The sequence below is a fragment of the Bacillus cereus group sp. BfR-BA-01330 genome (genome assembly GCF_022663885.1).
Lineage (GTDB): Bacteria > Bacillota > Bacilli > Bacillales > Bacillaceae_G > Bacillus_A > Bacillus_A cereus.
On sequence record NZ_JAKUGK010000006.1, the window covers coordinates 332,255 to 355,099 of the forward strand.

Sequence of the window (22,845 nt, forward strand, 5' to 3'; positions counted from 1 at the left end):
TTTAAACGTTGATGAGTTACATGTTTAATATGCTTATCCCGTAAAAGCCCGATTGATGTGGAATAAAGCCCCTACTTATTAAAGTTTCACTTTATTTCTTTTCTACTGCATGTCCGCCAAATTCATTACGCAGAGCTGCTACAACTTTTCCTGTAAATGTATCATTGTCTAATGAGCGGTAGCGCATTAATAGAGACATTGCGATAACAGGAGTTGCTGTTTGAAGGTCTAATGCTGTTTCTACTGTCCATTTTCCTTCACCAGAAGAATGCATAACACCCTTAATTTCATCCAGTTTTGCATCTTTAGAAAATGCATTTTCTGTTAATTCCATTAACCAAGAACGAATGACTGAACCGTTGTTCCATACTCTTGATACTTTTTCATAATCGTAGTCAAATTCACTTTTCTCTAGAATCTCAAATCCTTCACCAATAGCAGCCATCATACCGTATTCAATTCCGTTATGAACCATTTTTAAGAAGTGACCACTACCAGCTTTTCCAGCATATAAGAATCCATTTTCTACAGAAGTATCGCGGAAGATAGGTTCAACGATGTCCCAAGCTTCTTGATCTCCTCCAATCATGTAACAAGCACCATTACGAGCGCCTTCCATTCCGCCAGAAGTTCCTGCATCCATAAAGTGAATGCCATCTTTCTTTAATTGTTCATATCGGCGGATAGACTCTTTATAATGTGAATTACCTGCTTCAATTAAAATATCTCCTTTTGATAAAAGTGGTGTAACCTCATCAATAACAGAATCAACAACAGCGTGTGGTACCATTACCCAAAGAATTCTTGGTGTTTGTAATGACTGAACAAGTTCACTTAAACTAGATGTACCTGTAGCCCCGTACTCTTTCATTTCTTCCACTGCACTTGCATTTAAATCAAATGCTGCTACTTCATGTTTATGATCCATTAAATTTTTCCCTAAATTTAATCCCATTTTACCTAACCCAATTAATCCTACTTGCATAATATAATTCCTCCTCAAATTATCTTTTATTAAAAATTCATATCACTACAATCTGGAATACCTTTCAGCACTGAAATGTTAGTATGTACAGAAAGGTATTCACAGTCATAGCTTAAGAATTCAACACATTTTTTGTAATTTGAACAACATTTTCTGTCGTAAATCCAAATAGATTCATGACTTCAGTTCCAGTTCCTGAAGCTCCAAATGTTTCAATTGATAGTACTTTTCCTTCTTGTCCTGCATAACGTTCCCACCCGAGAGATACACCCATCTCAAGAGATACTCGTTTCGTTATAGAAGACGGAAGAACGGATTCTTTATATTCGTTCGATTGGCGATCGAATAACTCCCAGCTCGGCATTGCCACGATGCGAACAGAAACTTGTTCTTCTTCTAATTTTGCTTTCGCACTAGCAGCTAAGGATACTTCAGAACCTGTCGCAATTAAAATTACATCCGGATTTTCATTTGTTTGTGTTAATACGTAAGCTCCTTTAGAGAGATTCTCTATGTTCGCTTTCGTTTCATTAAACACCGGTAAATTTTGACGGCTCAGTACTAAAACGACTGGACCATCCGTTTGCTGTAAAGCATACGCCCAAGCACTTGCTGTTTCATTTGCATCTGACGGACGGATAACTGTTAAACCAGGAATTGCTCGAAGCGCTGCCAATTGTTCAATTGGTTCATGCGTTGGACCATCTTCTCCTACAGCAATCGAATCATGTGTAAATACGTAAGTAACAGGTAAATTTTGCAGTGCAGCCAGTCGAATCGATGGACGAAGGTAATCATTAAATACAAAGAATGTACTTACGAAAGGTTTTACTCCTCCGTGGAGAGCCAGTCCATTCGCTGCCGCGCCCATTGCATGTTCACGTACACCGAAGTATATATTTCGTCCAGCATATGATTCTACTGCATATACTGCTTCACCTTTTATATCTGTCATCGTAGAATGAGAAAGATCCGCACTTCCACCGAAAATAGAAGGAATCGTTTTCACATAATGATTAATAGCTTCCCCACTTGCAACACGAGTGGAAATCGTTTTTTCAGTATCAAAAGATAGAATGTCTTTCGCTTCAATTAAAACATCGCCTGTAATCGCTTTTTCTAATTCATCTGCTAGTGCAGGGTTCGACTCTCTGTATGAGTTGAACTGCTCATTCCAGTCATTTTCTTTTTCAATACCTTTTTGTTTCAGTTCATTAAAATGAGCTGTTACTTCTTCAGGCACAAAGAAGTCTTCCTCATAGTGCCAACCATACACTTGTTTTGTCGCTGTCGCTTCTTCTACTCCAAGCGGATTACCATGTGCTTTGTTCGTTCCAGCAACTTTTGGACTTCCATAACCTATAATGGTTCTAATTTCTATAAGAGTAGGTTGATCCGTATTTTCTTTCGCTGATTGAATAGCTTTTGTAATAGCATCGACATCGTTTCCATCTTCAACTCTTACATATTGCCAATGTACAGATTCTGCCCTTTTCTGAATATCTTCAGAGAAAGCAATGCCTAATTCACCATCAAGTGAAATTTCATTTGAATCATACAGTACAATTAACTTGCCAAGTTTCATATGTCCTGCCATTGACATCGCTTCATAAGCGACACCCTCCATTAAGTCACCATCTCCGACTAAAGCGTACGTATTGTGATCTATAATAGAGTGACCATCCTTATTGAACTTCGCTGCTAAATGCGCTTCTGCCATTGCCATTCCGACAGCATTAGCAATCCCTTGTCCTAACGGGCCTGTCGTCGCTTCAACTCCAGGAGTATGACCAAACTCAGGATGTCCTGGTGTTTTACTATTTAACTTTCTGAAGTTTTTCAAGTCATCAATTGAAACGTCATATCCAGCTAAATGAAGTAAGCTATACAGTAGGCTCGATCCGTGTCCCGCTGATAAAACGAATCGATCACGGTTAAACCATTTCGGATGATTAGGATTGTGATTTAAATGATTCGCCCATAATGCATAAGCCATCGGTGCTGCTCCCATCGGAAGACCTGGATGACCTGAATTTGCCGCATTAATAGCATCAATTGATAATGTACGAATTGTATTCACTGCTAATTGATTTATGTTTTGTGTCATAGTAATCGTCCCCCTACATGCTTTCATGAAAGAAAGTACTTATTTTTCCGTCTCTTGATCTAACCACCATTTAAATCCACTTTCTTGCAATAATTCATTAGACGCATCTGGACCATATGAACCAGACTCATATTCATGAAGTGGTAATAAGTTCTCCTCGAATGCTTCAAGAATTGGTTGTACCCATTCCCATGACAATTCAACTTCTCTCCAATGTGCAAAGAATGTAGCGTCTCCACTCACCGCATCATGAATGAGTCTTTCATACGCTTCAGGTACTCCCACATCCGCTTGCTCACAAGTAAAGTTAATACGCATCGGTTCAATTTCTCCATTTTTCAATGGATTTTTACTATTTAACTGTAATGAAACGTTCTCACCTGGACTAATTTCAATTATTAATAAGTTAGGTGCTGCATTTGGATTACTATCTTGATATTGCTGTTTTAACGTATTTTTAAATTCGATTACAATACGAGTAGACTTTTCTTTCATTCGTTTTCCTGTTCGTATATAAAATGGAACGCCAGTCCAAAATGGATTATCGATCCACAGGCGAGCAGCAACAAATGTGTCTATGTTAGAAGAAGGATTTACTCCTGGCTCCTCTTTATACGCTACAACTTGTCCGCCTTTTATTTCTCCTGAAACGTATTGACCGCGAACGATATGGTTTTGAACGTCTTCTTTTTTCACTTTACGAAGCGTCTCCATTACCTTTCGCTTTTCCTCTCGAATTTCACATGCATTAACCTTTTCCGGCAGATTCATAGCAGTCATCATTAATATTTGTAACATATGATTTTGAACCATATCTCGAATGGCTCCTGCCTGGTCATAATATCCTGCCCTTTCTTCAACCCCAACTGTTTCACTAGCTGTGATTTGTACATTCGCTATATGTTCTTTATTCCAAATCGACTGGAGAACAGGATTTGCAAATTCTAGCGCTTCAAGGTTTTGAATCATCGGTTTACCTAAATAATGATCAATACGGTATATCTCGTCTTCTTCAAACGTGCGACTAAGCTTATCATTCAGCTCACGAGCAGATGCAAGGTCGTGCCCAAACGGTTTCTCAATCATCAGGCGTTTCCATCCATCTGTTTTATCAAGTCCGCTTTCCTTAATATTTAAAGCAATCGTCTCGAAAAATTCAGGAGCAACTGAAAGATAGAACATTCTATTACCTTTTATATGTAGTTCTTCTTCCCTTTCACGAACGACTTGTAATAATCTCTCATAGTCTTCCGGCTTACTGACATCTAATGGACAATAGCGAAAATTATCTAAAAAACCTTCCAGTTCCGGAGTACCTTCTTCCCTCTGACGAGAAAACGTCTCTATTGATTCTTTTATTCTTTCTTGAAAATCTTCGTGAGATACTTGACGTCTTCCAAGCCCGATAACGGATATTTGCTTTGGAAGCTTTTGATCTCTATATAAGTTATATAGTGCGGGGTAAATTTTGCGTTTCGCTAAGTCCCCTGTCGCTCCAAATAAAACAAAGGTCATTGATTCCAATTTCAGTCCCCCTCTTGTTGTATAATCCTTGTCAATATTTTAAAAATGAATTGTACAGAAGCCCCTGTTTTTATAAAAAAACAAAGAGTTATCAAATTCCAATTCCTTTTATACCTTTCGCTTTCTAATTGTCCCCAATATTAATAGTGGCAATTCAAAGCACTTCTACCACAGATTACTTATTTATCGAACCCAACAAACAAATGTATATCCGATTACTTTTAGTAATTAAATAATCTTATGTCTAGTATATTAACCATATAAATTATTATCGTCAATAAAAATGTCTTGCATTACATACTATTTATTTCGTAATACTTTTCTAAGTGTATTCCTAATTACCATTCATTTTCAAAGATAATGATTGATATAACAAATGTCAGTTTCATCAAAATCTTCAATCATTTTTCCATTAAACTCACGAGCAGACGTTACATGATAACCAAAAGGCTTCTCTATAATAAGACGGTTCAATCCTTTTGTAGCCCACAATCCACTTTCCTTAATATTTAAAGCAATGACATCAAATACTTCTGGTATAACAGATAGGTAAAACATGCGGTTTTCAGGAATGTTTAATTCTGTTTCACGCCTCTTTACAAGACGCAACAAATCTTGATAGTCCTCTATATTCGCTGTATTTAATTGACAATAACGAAATGTGCTAATAAATTCTTCTACTCCTAATTCATCATCAGTAGATCTTCTAGAAAATGTAGCAAGGGATTGTTCTACCTTTGTTTGAAATTCCACATCTGACATTACCCTTCTGCCTATACCGATAATCGAAATAGATTGTGGTATATTTTGATTACTAAATAGCTTATATAAAGCAGGATAAATTTTGCGTTTCGCTAAATCCCCTGTCGCTCCGGATAAAGTGAAACTTTAATCAGTGGGGGTTTTGTTCATCCCCACTGATTATTAGTTGAACCAATCGGGCTTTTACAGGCAGTTGCCCCCACCTAACTTCTATGATATCGCTGAATTTTGAGGTGGGGGTCTTACTGCCTGTTAATGCGGGGTAAAAGAAATGTCATTGAATCCATTTGTTCTCTCCCTTTTAAAACAATTGCTAGAATAGAATATATAAGTTCATTCGCTACTTAGCACAATACTGTCTCTAAAACCTCATACTTTACCAATGTTTCTTCAATACAATTTTCCCAAGAGCACGTTCTGACTCACTTATGTGGTGTGCTTTTTTTACACCTTCTACATGTAAAGGCAACACATGCGTGACAACAGGTTTAATCTTCCCGCTCTCAATTAATTCTGTAATAAGAGAAAGTTCATATCTGTTAGGTTCAGTAAATATATGGTCACTCTCAATATTTTTCTCTCTTGATATCTCGGTTTGCGGAATTTCCATACCTTTCGGACCATAAATAGACGCTAACTTTCCATTTGGTGCAAGTACTTTATAACTATTCTTTAGTACATCCCCACCTAACACATCAAATACAATATTGTAATTATGCAAAAGCAAAGAAAAATCTTCCGTTTTGTAATCGACGACAGTATCAGCGCCTAGATCCTTTACAAATTGCATGTTTTTCGTACTAGTCGTAGTTGCAACATGTGCACCGAAACTTTTCGCTAGTTGAATAGCAAACGTACCTATCCCGCCAGATCCAGCATGAATTAAAACCTTATTACCCTTTTGAACATTAGCGAATTTCACTAAACTTTGCCAACTTGTCAAACCTACTAGAGGGATTGATGCCGCTTCCTCAAAAGATAGATTTCTCGGTTTTTTCGCTACATACTTCTCATCTACTGCCACGTACTCTGCATACGTACCATTTCGTTCAATATCTGGACGACTATATACTTCATCCCCCACTTTACATACTGTTACGTTTTTTCCTATAGCAGCAACTACACCTGCAACATCCCATCCTAAAACGAGCGGGAAGTCATAAGAAATTACGTCTTGAAGTAAACCCTCACGTATTTTCCAATCCACAGGATTTACACCAGCTGCATATACTTCAATCAGTACATCGTTGTCTTCCAATAGCGGTGTCTGCATTTCAATCTCTTGTAGTACACTTTTATCTCCATATTGCATAAGTCCTATTGCTTTCATTCTTTTCACTCCTTTACAAGGCTGGGAAATGCGGTAGCACTTCTTCTCCTAGCTCATCCAATACTTCGTCAGCTGGACGTTGACCATCAAATAGAGCAAGGAATAAATGATTCACACCAATACTTTTATATATATCAAGTAATTCAATTAGTGCCTTACGCCCTGTACGGTAACCTAAACGTATCGGTGTAGGACGTTCATTTGGATCTTCAGATAAATCTAAATGCATCGGTTGTATAAATGGTTTGAATACATCTGGATGATAATCCTCTACTAGTTCTCTCCATTGTCCAATTGCTCCCGCCTGATGCACCGGACTACGTGGATAATACATCCATCCATCTCCATGTTCAGCAAACCATTCCATATTTTGCTGACTAAAACCTGTAATAAAGGTTGGAACACGTTTAGACGGTTTTGGAACTAAATTCGCACCATGAACTTCTCCTAGTGTCGACTGGATAGACGGGAAGTTTTTATACAAAATTTCTTCCAAGTAAGCAAATGCTTCTCTAAACTTTTCACCTCGTGTTTCATGACTAACACCTAACGCTTTGAAATCGGCACGTCTGTCACCGGATGAAACGCCAAGCATAATTCTTTCTGGAAATAGTTGATCTAATGTAGCAATTTCTTTTGCTACACGCAATGGATGACGAAGTGACAACACTGTTGCCGACGTTCCAAATGCGATTTTCTCTGTCTTGCTTGCTAAATACGTCAAATAAATCATCATATCGTAAATTTGACCTGTTGCAGGATCACCAAAATCAGGGTCTTGCAGCAATACATCGCGAAGCCATACACCTGTAAAACCGTATTGTTCCGCTTTTTGTACTAACTCTACTTGTTTTTCCATCGTTGGAGCATGAAACTGATAATTTTCAATCGGAATGTGAACTCCTAACGTAAGTTGATCTTTCGCAAACATACGATTATATCCAAAATGGTTCGCAAACTTTTCCATGTGTTTCACTCACTTTCCCTCATTCATATAAACCTATACTTTTCATATTTCTTCTCAAAATTTATAAGCAACACTGCAACACCACATTGTTGCCGATTGTAATCGTTATAACTTTCTTTGTGCTACGAGTGTTATTATAAATCGGCCATAACATGAATAACAGTACGTACTTTAAAGTGATGTAGGCACTTTAAAGTACCTATACTAAGTGAGTAATAATAAATCATGCTGCAAAAATAACATCTACCCTTTCTTCAAAAAGCTTTACTGTTGCTTTTGCAAATACGTTTCATTATTTCACGTACTTTCCCTTTCTTTATATAAAATTGTTACTAACCAAATTCAAAATATTATACTTATTTTTCGTACTTTGCTATGCTATAACCACAAACAGGAGGTATAAACTATGAAAGCACAAATTATCCATTCTTTTGGGGGTTCATCTGTATTTCAATTAGAAGAAGTTTCAAAACCAAAACTTTTACCAGGTCATGTTCTAATCGATGTAAAAGCAACAAGTGTAAATCCAATCGATACAAAAATGCGTAGTGGTGCCGTTTCAGCAGTCGCTCCTGAGTTTCCAGCTATATTACACGGCGATGTAGCTGGTATTGTTATTGAAGTAGGAGAAGGTGTTTCGAAATTTAAATGTGGGGATGAAGTATACGGATGTGCCGGAGGTTTTAAAGAAACTGGAGGTGCACTTGCAGAATTTATGCTTGCTGATGCACGATTAATTGCTCACAAACCTAAAAATTTAACAATGGAAGCAGCTGCTGCTCTACCATTAGTTGCAATTACAGCTTGGGAATCTTTATTTGATCGTGCAAATATTAAACCTGGTCAAAATATTCTCATTCATGGAGCTACTGGTGGCGTAGGACACGTAGCCATTCAACTAGCTAAATGGGCAGGCGCTAAAGTTTTTACAACCGCTTCTCAGCAAAGCAAAATAGACATCGCCCATCGTCTAGGAGCCGACATAGCTATTAATTATAAAGAAGAATCTGTTCAAGAATATGTACAAAAACATACGAACGGAAACGGATTTGAAGTTATATTTGATACAGTAGGCGGCAAGAATCTTGATCATTCTTTTGAAGCTGCTGCGGTCAACGGAACTGTCGTAACAATTGCAGCTCGTTCAACCCATGACCTCTCTCCTTTACACGCAAAAGGACTCTCTCTGCACGTTACTTTTATGGCGTTAAAAATATTACATACAGATAAACGTGACGCTTGCGGGGAAATTTTAACTAAACTAACGCAAATAGTAGAAGAAGGACACCTTCGACCATTGCTAGATTCTAAACTTTTTACGTTTGATGAAGTTGCACAAGCACATGAATATTTGGAGTCAAATAAAGCAATTGGGAAAATAGTGTTGAAAAACGTTTGGTAACTTTCACTAAATAATACAAATAACAACGGGATTGCTTCGCCTTATCTTTGTCTTAAGAGGCGTGCCACAATCTTAAAAGCTTTCCATCCTTTACAACAAGTAAAAAAAGAACAGCCGAATTTTTCTTATAGTAGAAAATTCGGCTGTTTGCATGTCGCAATTTGCTTTTTATATATTTCCATTAATAGATAAAATACAACTCATTTGCCTTACCATCTTTACCTTCAACAGAATATTATGTTGTTTTTAATTTTTTAAAACACACTACGTACTAATCCCCCGTCTATTCGCAACGCGGAACCATTAATTGCTGAAGAAAGTGGGCTGCTTAAGAACGTGACAAGATTGGCAATTTCTTCGGGTCGAATAAGTCTTTGAATAATAGAGGTTGGTCGATTCTCTTTCATAAATCGCTTCTCAGCTTCTTCTATTGTCAATTGCTCATTAGGATAAAGACTATTTAACATAGTCTCCACTCCTTCCGTTAAAGTCGAACCAGGCATTATAGTATTAACAGTCACATTCGTTCCTGTCGTCAGCTCAGCTAAACTGCGAGAAAGTGAGAGTTGCATCGTTTTAGTCGCACTATAGTGAGCCATTTCTTGAGATGGCATAATAGCTGCTTCGCTAGCAATAAAGATGACTCTTCCTTCTTTTCTTTCAATCATTTTTTTCAAGTACGAGCGAGTAAGTCGAACACCACTCATAATATTGACTTCAAACAATTTAAACCAATCTTCATCAGGGATATCAAAATATTCTACAGGTTCAAAAATTCCTAAGTTGTTAATAAGAATGTCTACTTCAGGGTACTTTTCAATCACATTTTGGCACCCTTGTTCTGTTCCTAAATCAGCTACTACAGGTTGAAGAATAGCATCCGGATACTGCGCTCGAATTTCGTTTATCGTTTGATTAACATTTTCTTCACGGCGTCCATTAATAAGTACAGTAGCTCCTTCCGCTACTAATGAAGTGGCAATTGCTTTTCCAATCCCTGCCGTAGATCCAGTAACCAGTGCTGTTTTTCCTTTTAATTGCATATGCATATAGATTCCTCCAAATTCATGTGCTACATGATTGACTTACGTTGGAATAAATAATTACGTTTATATTGTGGTTCACTTCTCTTATCTTTAACAGAAAATAAGCAGATCCACCCTTTTTTCGAAAGAGTATAAACGAAAATTATGTAGCTATTGGACTCTGTACGGAATTAAAAATCGAAATTATCATCATTTAGATCTACTCGATAATTCTGATTCTAATCATTGTCATGTTAAAAAATCACATCAACAGCAGAGTAAAGCTAAAACCAACTAATAAATACCATTATGATATATATTAACGATAAAGAAAATTACGCACTTTAAAGTTCCATAGGAACAAAAAAGTGCCCTATAAACTATAATTTCTAACTCTTTATATTTGCTAAAGTAGTATCTTTTTTTATCATAGAAAAGGTTGTAAAATCACACATTCTTACATACAGTTATAGGATTATTTTTATCCTAATTAACTAAAAACCATATAACACATTTGTAAAATAAAATTCTAAAAAAACCTTGCAGAAAAATTCTACAAGATTTTTGCCTATACACACAAATTAATCACTATATTAAAATAAAAGGGTTTATAATTCATCGCAATATTATTAAATATAAGCTGCTTTAAAGGCTTGTTGGACAGCTTGTACTTCTAATGAGTCTTTACCATATAAGTTCGTTGCTACACGAATACAAGCTTCTTTTAATTCTTTAAAGTTAGAAGTCATATTTAATTCATCCGTATTTGCATAATAGAAAATATCAAACATTTTATCTTCTCCAATGCCATGTACGTTTACTCCATTATGGTTTCCACCACTAGCAATCAAGTAAGCTACTTTATTAATAATGCTAGAGTTCGTGTGTACACCACCATGATCGTGGTCAGCATCAATAGGTAAGTTATTATAATGTCTATAGTCCTCCGGATATCTAGAAGAGATAGATGATGGGTTTTTCATATCTCTAAAAATACGACCTGATTGTTCTCCCATTGTCCAATTGAACTTTCCGTTATTAGCATACTTTTCAACTGCTACTCCTAAAATATCAGATAGAGCCTCATTAATTGCACCAGCTTCTCCTGCATACTCAAGTCCAGACTCATTTCTTGTAACCGCGTGTGTAAATTCATGTCCTGCCACATCAAATGCTCTAACAATTGGATCTCCGTATACTAGCATAGCTCCATTACTAAATGCATTAAACCACTGCTTAGGATTTCCTTTATTCGTACCATTTGTGTTCCAACCATGAACGACAGAAATTACTTTTTGTCCGTTATTATCAAAGCTGTTACGGCCATATTTTTCTTGATAAAAATCATATACTTTCGTTGCTAAATAATGAGCACTAACTGCTTTAGGATCAGTAAAATTTGTAGAATTACTTGTTACTAAATCATCGAGATAACCCCATACATTTCTTCTATAATTATTATAATCTTTATAATTAGCAGTATATGTTTCAATTCCCTTACCACGAGAATAATCTGCAAGCATGTACGTTCCATCACTTCGCTGCGTAATTCCAAACGTACGATTAATACCTAAGTCATCTTTTCCTGTACCTGTTAATCTTGAAGAATCTTGTGATTTATTTGCTGGCGTAGATTGGACAATACTACTATCTACTTGTATACCCAATTTTTGAACGAGTTCTTTTAATAGATTACCACCAAAAGCATCAATTAATACTGTACCAGATACATATTCAGGTGTAGATGCACTAAAAGTAATTTGATATGCGTTTGTAGCTTTATTTGTATTTTCATCTACATATACCACTTGTTTAATTTCTGGTTCTTCAATAAATGTGAGATTATTTCCATAGATGTTGAAAAGCTGTTTTTTTGCATCCTCTTCTGATAAAGTAATAGGTTGTTTCAAATCTTCCTGTTGTTGTAGATCTTGGGCACTATCCCCTGAAACGCTCGTAAGTACACCATCATCATTAATATGTGCTGTTAGTTGATATCCGTATACATCACGTCCTTCATACGTTTGTTGAAGACGTACCATTGTAGTACCATCATAAGATTTACGACTTTGCGTAACATTATAATTAACTTTGGATTCCGTATTAACTTGCTTTGATGATAGTGCTTGTTCTGTTTTTCCTTTTAGTGCATCCTTTGCTACATTTTCTGCCGAATTTTGAGAAGGTGCTGTTAAATTACCTGTTCGGAACGTATCTTCCTTTGTTTCCACTTTTAAATCTTCTGTTTCCGCATGCACTCCTCCATAGGGCATAATCGCCGATAACACCACTCCTGTAGTTAAACCTACCTTTACGAAATTATTCATATTCTTACTCCTTTATAATCTTATTATTAAGTTAAATAAATGTTTTTTCAAAATTGGAAACATAGATATTTCAAACTATCTATGTTTATCTACTGTTTATGAATTGTGATTCCTCATAATATAGATAGATTGCGTCTTTACTTTTAGATTCATTTCATTCCTCAAAAATTACTCATTATATAAGCTATCTTTATATTTATTTATATACGTTATTTTTTGTGGTTCTGATAACATATTTATCGCCATCCACACATTCTTTTTCATTTCTAATTTTTGCATTGGTATCTCTTTTAAAACCGGATTACTTATAATTTCTTCCATTTCTTCATCAATTCTTTTCATAAGATTTTCTTCTGGATTATTTTTTAAATAAGTATTTTTCAGTCCCCATTTTGTCATTATAAATTCATTCGTTTTATTCATAGGATTAATAATAGTAGCTTTACTAGTTAATCGTTTTTTTATTTCATCATGATAGATTTTAATTTTATATCCTTCTTTTAGTGGAATAGTATCTTTTACAATCGTTACATTTGTCCCTTCCATTTCCTTCGTATAAATTTTTTCACCTTTCTCATTAAACACCTCTATTGATGCGTATTTTTCATCTGCATAATAGCTATGAGGCGTTTTAGTAGTAACCGTAAAAACAGCCCGCTTTTGCTCTAAGTCTGTATTTAATTCGGCAAACTGATCATCTCCTAATCCTAGGAATTGAATCGTTTCATTTACCAAATTGCTCACTTTCATTTCGTTAACATCAATCGTTAGACTATTATCCTTTTCCTTTACATAGGCATAATACGAACGGAAATGATACATTCTATCCATTTTCTCACCTGAAATTTCAACCGTATAAACCCCATTTGGTACGTCTTGTAAATTGATATCTGCTGTTTCAATTGTTTTTTCTTGAACAACTGTATTCCCTTCTTTTAATTTAATCTTTCTTCCTTTCAATGTATCTATTTCATTTGTATTTAAATGGATATGCAAATTCCCTTTTAACCCAAGTGAAGCAATTTGCTGATTCGTAACTATTTCAAAGTTAGAGTTTATCGGAATATCAGGATCAACTAGAGCTCTCGCCTTAGCTAATTGTGATTCAGGCACTATATACGCTAAAGAAGTAACTGCCGGATAACCTTTCGCCCTATTCATCTCTATTTGTTTATGATTAAGCTTAAAGCCCCATCTTTCAAAAACGGGTGTAAAATCAACTTGTACATTCTCGCTATAATACTGATTCATTAAATCTGGTAAAGAATGGTCACCTTTTTTAAAAGCAGCATTACTAGCTAGTTTTCGATAACCTTGATACATTTTTGCAAAAGCTTCATCGCCAGCTTTTTGTTTCGCCATCGTTAAAAGAATAAGTTTTTGTCGTAAATCTAAGTCATCATAATTTTTATTTTCTTTCATTAAAGCATTATATAAATTCCGTTCTACTTGTTCCTTTTTCCCGAAATTAAACAACCAACCAACTTGATCTGCTTTTTTTCCATATTTACTATATTGATATTGAACACCGAATAGATTATTAGAAACTTCTCCTGTAAATATTCCTTGATTATCAAAACCAGCTTGGTATCCGTGAGCGATTTCATGTAAAGTTCCCCAACTCAGTTTATCTAACCACATCTTTGTACTATCTGAACTATTCGCTGTCCAATTTGCACCATAATAGGCACCGCCAGCACCGGATATATCTGCTTTTAAAAAATAACGATTTTGACTTTTTTTATTTTCAACCGCTGAACCATCTAAACCAATAATTGAATCATACATCGCAAAAATATTTTCATAATACGCAATTAACTCATCCAATGATTGAAAATCTTTTAAAGACCTTACTATTTCTTTATCTTTTTTAGGTATAAATAATTGAAAACTCTCCCCTTGAAGTAACGCATACTCTCCATCAAATTGATCCCATGTACTAAAAAATTGAGATACACTTCCTTGTTGTTTATAAATGGGAAGAGGTTTAGTAGCACTTTCATTCCCTACTTGGTACTCAAGTACAGCGTGCTCTTCACCATACGGAGTATCTATGAAAGGAACTAAAGGCGTATCACCTTGAATGGTAATCCATTCATTTCCTACTTGTATGGATTTTTCATTTTTAGAGTCATTAGACAATAAACGTAATGTTAATTTGTCTTTAAAATTAGGATTCGTTTGTCTTACCTTTAATGGTGTATTTCTCTGCAAAATAAATCCTAAATCTTGTCGATCGTGATATTTACCCTTACTTATGCCCGCCTGAAATATCCAAGTAGGCTCTTCTAAACTAGTAATTTCTTTTACATTTGTTCGTTCATCAGCATGTAAGTGTATATTTCCTATGAGGAAAAACATTGTATACATGATGCCTATAACAAGTAGCCTTTTCATTTACATATCTCCTTTTCTATTTTTTATATACAAAATACAATAAAACCCTCCTTCTTTACTTATAACTGTCGTCAGTAAGTTACTTATTAGTGTAATTATTATAGTTACATTAGCTCATGATTATCAATCATTAAATATATGTAATTTTGCATATATTAATGTTTAACGAAAAATTTCGAGATATCTTGTAATGATCCAATATTATTTCATACATTATTCAATAAAAAAAACACACGAAGCCCCTTAAGTCTTCATGTGTTTTCATACATGTTATTACATTTATAATTGAATAAATTATCTTATTCTGTAATATTAAATTTTGAAACCAATCCCCTTAATTCTTCCACCTTTTCTTTCATTTTGTTGGATTGGATTGATATTTGTTCAATTGATACGGCCTGTGATTGAATTGAATTTACTGTTTGAAGCGTCTCCTTTTTCACATCCGTTGCAGTTTCAGAAACTAGCGAAAGAGAAGCATTTACTTCTTCTGTACCAGCAGACATCTCTTCTGTCGCTGCGGATACTTCTTGAATTTGACTTGTAATCTTATCAATATCTCTCATAATAGACAAGAAGGTTTGATTCGCTTTGTGGGCAGCTTCTTTTCCTTCTACTGCCTTCTGTTGGCCTTTTCGCATGACATTAACTGTATCTTGAGTATCTTGTTGAATGGATTTTATTAAATGATTCACTTCCTTTGCAGATTCTTTAGATTGCTCAGCCAAGTCTCGAACTTCTGCGGCAACCACTGCAAATCCTTTCCCATTCTCTCCAGCACGTGCCGCTTCAATAGCGGCATTTAAGGCAAGAAGATTCGTTTGTTCGGCAATATTAGTAATTGCAGCGAGAGCTGTATCAATCTGTTGTGTACGTGTAACAAGTTTATTTATTACTTTTGATGTTTCCTCGACAACATCATGCACACTATTCATTTGAAGAATAGAGTGATTTATCACTTCACTACCGATATTTATTCGTTCTGTAGTCGTTACTGCTACCTCAGCGACTACAGCTGAAGATTCAGCTACAGTTTGCACCCCGGTTGTAATTTCTTCCATTGAGGATGAGCTCTCTTGAATACTAGTTACCTGTCCTTCTATTTTTGTTTTTACTTCTAAAACAGTCTGTACAACCTCATTTGAAATACTAGACGCTCGATTTGTATCTTGTAATACGCCCTCCGTAGTAGAAATAACCTCTTGTGTTGTCATCTTAACATTCGCAATTAATTGTTGAAGGTTATCTAACATACTATTAAAAGACTGAACAATATGCCCTAATTCATTATTTGCTTTATAAGGAGTACGTGTTGTTAAATCTCCAGCTGCTACTTTTTCCATATCACTTTGTAGTAACGCAAGTGGTTTTCGGATAGTTATTTTAATAATATATCCGATTAATATAATTATTAAAATTGCTAAAATCGAAATACTAACAAACATTATCATTGTATTTTGAGCACTATTATTATTTTCCTTCTGTAAAAGCTCTGCATTATTACTATTATATAAAATCAATTCACGAATTGATTTTATTGATTTTTGCATATTAGGTTCAATCTCTTTTAGGTAATATGCATATGCTTCCTCATTATTAGATTTCCCTAATTCTTGCGCTTTCTTCATTTGAGTCCTTAATTCATTAAATGTTTCATGAAACGTGTTATATAATTCTTTTTCTTTAGTAGAAATAACTTTAGCCTCAAACAGCTTTAAAAGATGATCATTTTCCTTACGAATTCCATCCATTTCTCTTATTAATTCATTCATTCTTTTTTCATCTTTTGATAACATTATTTCCATAAAGTTCATATTAACATGATAAAAATTAGATTCTACAATCCCAATCCGCTCAATTGGTAGTAAATTATCCTCATACATATTAGAAGAAGTACTTTTCCCTCTTTCTAGCCCCAAAAATCCTATTAGGGATAATACTATACATGCAATACTTGATATAGCTATTAGTATGTTTAGTTTTGTACCAACCTTACTGTTTCTTAATAATTCCAATTTAACATTCTCCATTCTAATATATAGTTTAAGTAATGTATTTTATAATAAGAATCCCAAAATTACGATGTTTATTTTGCGATATGCAATTTTGCATATCATCCACTACTGATTCAAAATAACCTAACATTGTAATTTTGGTTTTCCAAAAATTCATGATTATGAACACACCCTATTAATTCTTGAACTTCTCATCCAAAATATCCAAAAATATTGTGGCACCAGGGGAACCCATCATTGATGTATAAATTACACTACCATACAAGACTAGCTTAAAAATATTTTTCTTATTGCTCATTTTTCTATTTCCTCTCTATTAGAAGTACTCCTAGCACATCACACTAATAAAAACGATAGTATTAAAAAATAAGGAAAGACATAACACCTATGTCTTTCCTCTAAAATTGTAACACTCAATATACTCTTAGCTCTATTTGATTTGCCAGTTAAATCCTCACATTTCTTTCTTTATAATATCTCCTAACTCCGTCCAACTTGTAATCCGCGGGATATTGAGATGTTGATTGTAAGAAGTAGTTTTTGCATACACATTTATCGGTTTTCCTATTAACGTTTCTAAGACTGCCGGCTTATCATCAAAGAAATAGTTTAATTTTATTTCTTGTATGAAGTGTATTTTTTCTTCATCCTTCATTCCATAGAAAAAGCGATCTTCATGTACCGGAAAACCTTTTTCTATTAACCATTTTTTTGTTTGCTCTCCATGTTCTTTAGGCCGTGCTGTTATATAGTATATTTCATGTCCCTGTTTTTCTAATTCTTGTAATGTCTCTACTGCATATGGAAACGGTGAACAAGAAGTATAATAAATCTCATCCAGCAAACTATTCCACATATGACTGCCTTCCTCCGAAGTCATCCCAAATGCTTCATGAATTTCAATTGTTTTTAAAGAATGAAATACATCCAATCCTACTTTTTTGTTTAATTTCTTATTATATAAATGAAAAGCATGCTGCCTTAAATCAATTAATGTATCATCGATATCAAATCCAAACTTCACTCTTCATCGCTCCTTTCTGCAATCCATTTATCGGAACATATAAGTAGCTTTTATTCTCCTTATATTTTCCGATATTCTGGATAGCCAATAAATCTATAATCTTTTCCAACCTGGGTAAATGATACATCCTTAAATTCAATTGCATCTTGCATTTTAGTAATACCAGTCCCCTCTACAAAGCTAGGCGCCAATCTGCCCCCAATAATTTTTGGTGCGACATATAATATAAGTTTATCCATCAATTTATTTTCAATAAACGAAGCATTTACCTCTCCACCACCTTCAACAAGCAGGGAGGAAACTCCTTTTTGCCCTAAAACATCAAGCATTTCATGTAAGTTTATATGCTTTTCTCCGCTAGTAACAAATACTTTAACTCCTGCATTTTCTAATGCTATCTTTTTTTTCGCTGCATGATTACTTGTTGTAAATATCCAGGTAGGAGCTTCTCCATCTGTAACAACATTAGCTTCCATCGGTATGCGTAATGTCGAGTCCAATATTATTCGAATTGGATTTCGTCCATTTGGAATACGTGTTGTCAATGATGGATTATCCTTTTGAACAGTATTCGCTCCTACTAAAATAGCCGCATTTTCGTTTCGTATTTGGTGTACTTCTTGTCTTGCTTCTTTAGATGTAATCCACTTACTATCCGATGAAGACGTAGCGATTTTACCGTCTAATGTAACTCCTGATTTAATCGTTACAAATGGACGCTTTGTCAAAATATATTTATTAAAGACTTCATTCATTTTTTTAGATTCTTCTTCACACACTCCTACAAGTACTTCAATACCTGCATCTTGTAGAATTTTAATTCCACGTCCAGAAACAAGCGGGTTTGGATCAAGTGTAGCAACTACTACCTTCTTAATTCCTGCTTGTACAATTGCTTCAGCACAAGGCCCTGTTCTACCATGATGAGAACAAGGTTCAAGAGTTACATAGATTGTAGCACCACGTACCTGTTCTCCAGCCATACGTATCGCATGTATTTCGGCATGTGGTTCTCCGGCCTTCATATGTGCTCCGACCCCTACAATTCGATTATCATTTACAATTACAGATCCAACCAATGGATTTGGAGTCGTTTGTCCCTTCATAGCCTTGGCATTTTCTAGTGCTAGCTTCATATACAATTCATGCTCAAGCATGTAAGTGTCCCCCTTCAAAATGTCCAGAACGCTGAATCTTCGTTTGCAAATATTTCTCATTAAACTCTGAGATATCACCCCATAACGGTTCACGACTCGTAACATTTAATCCAGCTTTTTGTAACGCTTCTAATTTTTTCGGATTATTTGTAATAAGTTTTACAGGTTTTGAGCGTAGCGCTTTTAATACTTCAATTGTATCATCATAGTTTCGAACATCATCTTCAAAGCCTAGGTTCAGATTAGCTTCTACTGTATCTAACCCATTTTCTTGCAAGAGGTACGTCATTGCTTTACTAAACAAACCAATTCCTCTTCCTTCATGATTCGCTAAGTAAAATAAAGCACCTGAACCATGTTCTGTAATCATTTGTAAAGACTGCTTTAATTGGAATCCACAGTCACAACGTTTACTACCAAAGATATCACCGGTGTGACAAATACTATGCATACGAATTAGGGCATCTTCAGAATTCTCAAAATCACCATATACAAGCACACTAGATTGCTGCATATCAGCTAAATTAATAGATGAGAGTTTTTTGATAATTCCTTCTACACTATTTGTAACCTCACTACATTGTAACCAAGAATACCATTGGAAAATTTTAGTCTCCCCATATAAATTAATTGGCAATTTGATAGGTCCTACTAAATAAATATCCTTTCCATCTTGATGTATAAATTGAATTTTATCTTCTAACATATGAATTGTATCTGTTGTAACCATTAGGTACCTCCTAGTATTGAGAATCTCTAAAAATTCTCTTCCATTGTTATATTTTTTATTGTTTAACTTACACAACGTAAGTGTTTTTACAGATGCTATTCTTTTTTCTCTCAGCTTATATGCAATATGTATCATTACAACTTTGGCCATTTAAAGAAAAGAGTTTTAGTTACATAAAACAACTTAGTTACTTTATGTAAGTGAGTATACATTCGTAATTAATTTACGTCAAGTAATTAATTATAAAAACATTTGTTACTAATAGTAAGATGTTATATAATTTGTTTTAGGAGGTGAAGGAAAATGAATGATTCTACATTATGCCCTCGCTTTGAAAAAGGAATGAAATTTTTTAGCCAACGATGGACAGCACTAATTATTTACCAACTTTTTTCTGGATCTCAGCGCTTTTGTACGCTTGAATCTTCTCTTCCTGTTAGCGGAAGATTACTTTCAGAAAGATTGAAAGAATTAGAACTAGAAGGAATTGTCGAACGTAAAGTCTTTCCTGAGACACCAGTTCGTATAGAATATTCTTTAACTCAAAAAGGATTTGCTTTAGAAGCTATTATTCGCGGAATAGAAGAATGGTCACAGGAATGGATAGAACTTGAGGAATAACATAAAAGCTTTTTCGTATATAGTTTTAAGTAATCAAATTACAGATATCTATTATTAAAACGCTAGTTTTTCAAGCATTTATGAAAAGCTAGCGTTTTTTAATGAATAAAATAAAATTTAAGAAATGAAACAAGATGATCAAACCGATCACCTTGTTCCTTTAAAGATTAAAATAGTGATTTTAACAACTTTTATTAATACATACTCGATTAACAGAAATAATAAATAGAATTTTTGTAACTAAACAGTTTTATTTTCGCAATACAGTTAGCTTATCCCGCTATTTGCGGACAGTAAGACCACCACTGATTAAATTCCCATTTTATTGCATTTGAATATTACTTATGAAATTTCACACGCTCTTCAAGTGGTTGGAATTCTTTTTCACCTGGTGCAGCTGTTGGATTACCAAATGGCATTTGTGCAATTAGCTTCCAATTAGCAGGGACATTCCATTCTTGTTTTACCTCATCGTCAATTAATGGATTATAATGTTGTAAAGATGCCCCTAATCCCTCTGCTTCTAAACCTGTCCACACGACTAATTGGTGCATACCTGATGCTTGGTGTGACCAAATTGGGAAGTTTTCAGCATATGCAGCAAATTTTTCTTGAAGCGATTTAACGATAGCCTCATCTTCAAAGAATAGTACTGTTCCATAACCAGCTTTAAAAGAATCCATTTTTTGTTGCGTTCCTGAGAAATCTCCATCTCCAACTACTTTTCTTAATGTTTCAGTTGTAATATCCCATAATTTATCATGAGCTTCACCAAATAATACAACTAATCGCGCAGTTTGAGAATTGAAAGCTGATGGAGTATATTTCACAGCAAACTCCACAATTTCTTTAATTTTTTCATCCGATACTTGTACCTCTTTGTTAATTCCATAGTAAGTACGTCTTTCTTTCAGTGCAGTATAGAAATCTTTTGTCATAATTCATTTCCTCCTAAGTTTTAATATTCTTCAAAATGATACATTGCGAAGATAATATGAGTTGAAATGAGTTCATTTTTGAACCATTGAACACCATAACACCAATTGCTAGTCATTCTGAATCTAAACCACTGCTTCTTGCTTCAGTTTCCCTAAAAAAACACTTATAGCATCATTGATATAATCTAGTGATCATTCGGTATTATTTTACCCATTCTCTATTCATGTATCCTGCTTGTTTCATATTTACACAAATATGAAAATAACCTTAAATTGCTGGTCAAAAAAGCCAGGTAGCATGAATAACACATTACCTGGCTTTTTACATTTTTAATTTAAATTCAACTAAACATTACCAATGAATAGTAGTAAAAACTATACCTGTCACTTATTTAATAATTAACATCTCATAAGGATGTTGTTCCATAAATCTATTCTCCCAAGGAATCTCTAATGATGTCCAATTTGAACCACCGTCTACTGACTGATACACTCCTTTATTGCTAAACAGATAAAACGTTCCATCACTTGTTGCCTTTAATACTGGTATGATTGTGCCTTTAGGAGTTGGTAAACCTACATTCATTTCTGCCCAAGACTGATTTTTTTCTTTCTTATAAATAAATGATTCACAATTTCCATTATTGTAATCATGCGCTACGTGTGGATTTGAAGATGTCGCGATAATAATATTTTCTGGATCATTTGGGTTAACTGCCATTTGATATGCGTAATGATGCTTTAGCCCACTACACATATAGTTCCAAGTCTTACCTCCATCATTACTCTCCGCATACTCTTGACCTGGTTCTTTCAAGAATGAATCACCTAACACCCCGTATAAACGATTTGGCGCATCGCCATGTGATTTAAGAATGTGAATATCTTGAGGATAGTTCCCCTCTTTTTCCTCAGTCCATGTCTTACCTCCATCTACACTTTTAATTAATCCGCCTACCTCAATAGTCGTATAAATAGTTTCTGGATTATTAGCATCAATTTCAATATGTTTTACATGGTGTGTATATGTTCTTTGAGGAAAGAACCATGATGAATATGATGGCATTTGTCGATAATCAGTTAGCAGCTCAAAACTGTCTCCTCCATTTTTGGATACGAACATTGCGCTCGGTTCAGTTCCTACATATACAATCCCGTTACCGTCATCCCCCTTCGCTGGAGATACAGAAACTGCTGTAATAGCTCTCATATGAATAGCATTTGCTGGGAACACTTCACCAAAGGAAGGTAACGCACCAATCGCTTCCCATGAACTTCCTCCATCTTTACTTCTCCATAATCCCCTGTCAAAGGTACCACAATACATTCTTTCTGGATCGTATGGATCTGAAGCTAACGCAACCGGATTCGCACCTACAAACTGCGATTGGACGCTCCATGTTGAGTCTTTTTTTTCTGCAATTACAAGTTCTCTATCAAACGCTAATATGAATTTTTCCATAACTAAAATCTCCTCGTTTCATAATATATCTACTGTATTATTTAAATTTTTACCGTTACAAGTTATGAGATA

Annotated in this window: 16 protein-coding genes and 1 pseudogene; 2 read left to right on the top strand and 15 right to left on the bottom strand. The window is 34.8% G+C overall.

The window, feature by feature from the left end; all coding sequences use genetic code 11:
- Positions 1 to 91: 91 nt before the first annotated feature.
- From gnd to MR112_RS19115, 6 genes and pseudogenes are all read right to left on the bottom strand, one after another.
- Positions 92 to 985, bottom strand: coding sequence for a phosphogluconate dehydrogenase (NAD(+)-dependent, decarboxylating) (gnd, locus tag MR112_RS19090; RefSeq protein WP_001195914.1), 894 nt, complete (start codon positions 983 to 985; stop codon positions 92 to 94).
- Positions 986 to 1,097: 112 nt separating this feature from the next.
- Entirely contained in the window at positions 1,098 to 3,092 is a 1,995-nt protein-coding gene (tkt, locus tag MR112_RS19095; protein WP_242245217.1) for a transketolase, read from the bottom strand.
- Between the two features lie 39 nt (positions 3,093 to 3,131).
- On the bottom strand, positions 3,132 to 4,616 hold the full coding sequence (gene zwf / locus MR112_RS19100) for a glucose-6-phosphate dehydrogenase (RefSeq protein ID WP_017673871.1): 1,485 nt from the start codon (positions 4,614 to 4,616) through the stop codon (positions 3,132 to 3,134).
- A 351-nt stretch (positions 4,617 to 4,967) separates the two neighbouring features.
- A pseudogene (locus MR112_RS19105) lies at positions 4,968 to 5,504 on the bottom strand (glucose-6-phosphate dehydrogenase); the annotation flags it as partial.
- A 250-nt stretch (positions 5,505 to 5,754) separates the two neighbouring features.
- Positions 5,755 to 6,708: an NADP-dependent oxidoreductase gene (locus tag MR112_RS19110; protein WP_226368954.1), complete on the bottom strand. Its 954-nt coding sequence runs from the start codon at positions 6,706 to 6,708 to the stop codon at positions 5,755 to 5,757.
- Positions 6,709 to 6,721: 13 nt separating this feature from the next.
- Positions 6,722 to 7,675 carry an LLM class oxidoreductase gene (locus MR112_RS19115; RefSeq protein ID WP_002195683.1) on the bottom strand — a complete coding sequence of 318 codons (954 nt, stop codon included), beginning with the start codon at positions 7,673 to 7,675 and terminating at the stop codon, positions 6,722 to 6,724.
- Positions 7,676 to 8,081: 406 nt separating this feature from the next.
- On the opposite strand from MR112_RS19115, the gene MR112_RS19120 reads away from it, so the two are divergent.
- Positions 8,082 to 9,077, top strand: coding sequence for a zinc-dependent alcohol dehydrogenase family protein (locus MR112_RS19120; RefSeq protein ID WP_000647269.1), 996 nt, complete (start codon positions 8,082 to 8,084; stop codon positions 9,075 to 9,077).
- A gap of 254 nt (positions 9,078 to 9,331) precedes the next feature.
- Here MR112_RS19120 and MR112_RS19125 read toward each other — a convergent pair whose 3' ends face one another.
- From MR112_RS19125 to MR112_RS19155, 7 genes are all read right to left on the bottom strand, one after another.
- Positions 9,332 to 10,126, bottom strand: a complete 795-nt coding sequence (locus MR112_RS19125; RefSeq protein ID WP_000551092.1) for an SDR family NAD(P)-dependent oxidoreductase — start codon at positions 10,124 to 10,126, stop codon at positions 9,332 to 9,334.
- A 605-nt stretch (positions 10,127 to 10,731) separates the two neighbouring features.
- The gene (locus tag MR112_RS19130) at positions 10,732 to 12,429 is read right to left on the bottom strand and encodes a M4 family metallopeptidase (RefSeq protein ID WP_078186362.1); all 1,698 of its coding nucleotides are present in this window, start codon (positions 12,427 to 12,429) and stop codon (positions 10,732 to 10,734) included.
- A 168-nt stretch (positions 12,430 to 12,597) separates the two neighbouring features.
- Positions 12,598 to 14,826 (bottom strand): putative mucin/carbohydrate-binding domain-containing protein, encoded by a 2,229-nt coding sequence (locus tag MR112_RS19135; RefSeq protein WP_071741111.1) that lies wholly within the window; start codon positions 14,824 to 14,826, stop codon positions 12,598 to 12,600.
- Between the two features lie 299 nt (positions 14,827 to 15,125).
- Positions 15,126 to 16,841, bottom strand: a complete 1,716-nt coding sequence (locus MR112_RS19140; RefSeq protein WP_174766969.1) for an MCP four helix bundle domain-containing protein — start codon at positions 16,839 to 16,841, stop codon at positions 15,126 to 15,128.
- A gap of 454 nt (positions 16,842 to 17,295) precedes the next feature.
- A complete protein-coding gene (locus MR112_RS19145; protein ID WP_000668224.1) occupies positions 17,296 to 17,865 on the bottom strand; it encodes a 5' nucleotidase, NT5C type in 570 nt (189 codons plus the stop codon).
- A 59-nt stretch (positions 17,866 to 17,924) separates the two neighbouring features.
- The gene (gene ribD, locus MR112_RS19150) at positions 17,925 to 19,022 is read right to left on the bottom strand and encodes a bifunctional diaminohydroxyphosphoribosylaminopyrimidine deaminase/5-amino-6-(5-phosphoribosylamino)uracil reductase RibD (RefSeq protein ID WP_139362488.1); all 1,098 of its coding nucleotides are present in this window, start codon (positions 19,020 to 19,022) and stop codon (positions 17,925 to 17,927) included.
- The gene (locus tag MR112_RS19155) at positions 19,015 to 19,752 is read right to left on the bottom strand and encodes a GTP cyclohydrolase II (RefSeq protein ID WP_000258858.1); all 738 of its coding nucleotides are present in this window, start codon (positions 19,750 to 19,752) and stop codon (positions 19,015 to 19,017) included. The genes ribD and MR112_RS19155 overlap by 8 nt, the downstream gene beginning before the upstream one ends.
- Positions 19,753 to 20,055: 303 nt before the next feature.
- Here MR112_RS19155 and MR112_RS19160 point away from each other — a divergent pair, with 303 nt between their 5' ends.
- The gene (locus MR112_RS19160; protein ID WP_001000104.1) at positions 20,056 to 20,373 is read left to right on the top strand and encodes a winged helix-turn-helix transcriptional regulator; all 318 of its coding nucleotides are present in this window, start codon (positions 20,056 to 20,058) and stop codon (positions 20,371 to 20,373) included.
- Between the two features lie 338 nt (positions 20,374 to 20,711).
- Here MR112_RS19160 and MR112_RS19165 read toward each other — a convergent pair whose 3' ends face one another.
- Both MR112_RS19165 and MR112_RS19170 read right to left on the bottom strand, forming a co-directional pair.
- Positions 20,712 to 21,311, bottom strand: coding sequence for a nitroreductase family protein (locus tag MR112_RS19165; RefSeq protein ID WP_000158938.1), 600 nt, complete (start codon positions 21,309 to 21,311; stop codon positions 20,712 to 20,714).
- Positions 21,312 to 21,699: 388 nt separating this feature from the next.
- Positions 21,700 to 22,773, bottom strand: coding sequence for a WD40/YVTN/BNR-like repeat-containing protein (locus MR112_RS19170; protein ID WP_000410430.1), 1,074 nt, complete (start codon positions 22,771 to 22,773; stop codon positions 21,700 to 21,702).
- Between the last annotated feature and the right edge of the window lie 72 nt (positions 22,774 to 22,845).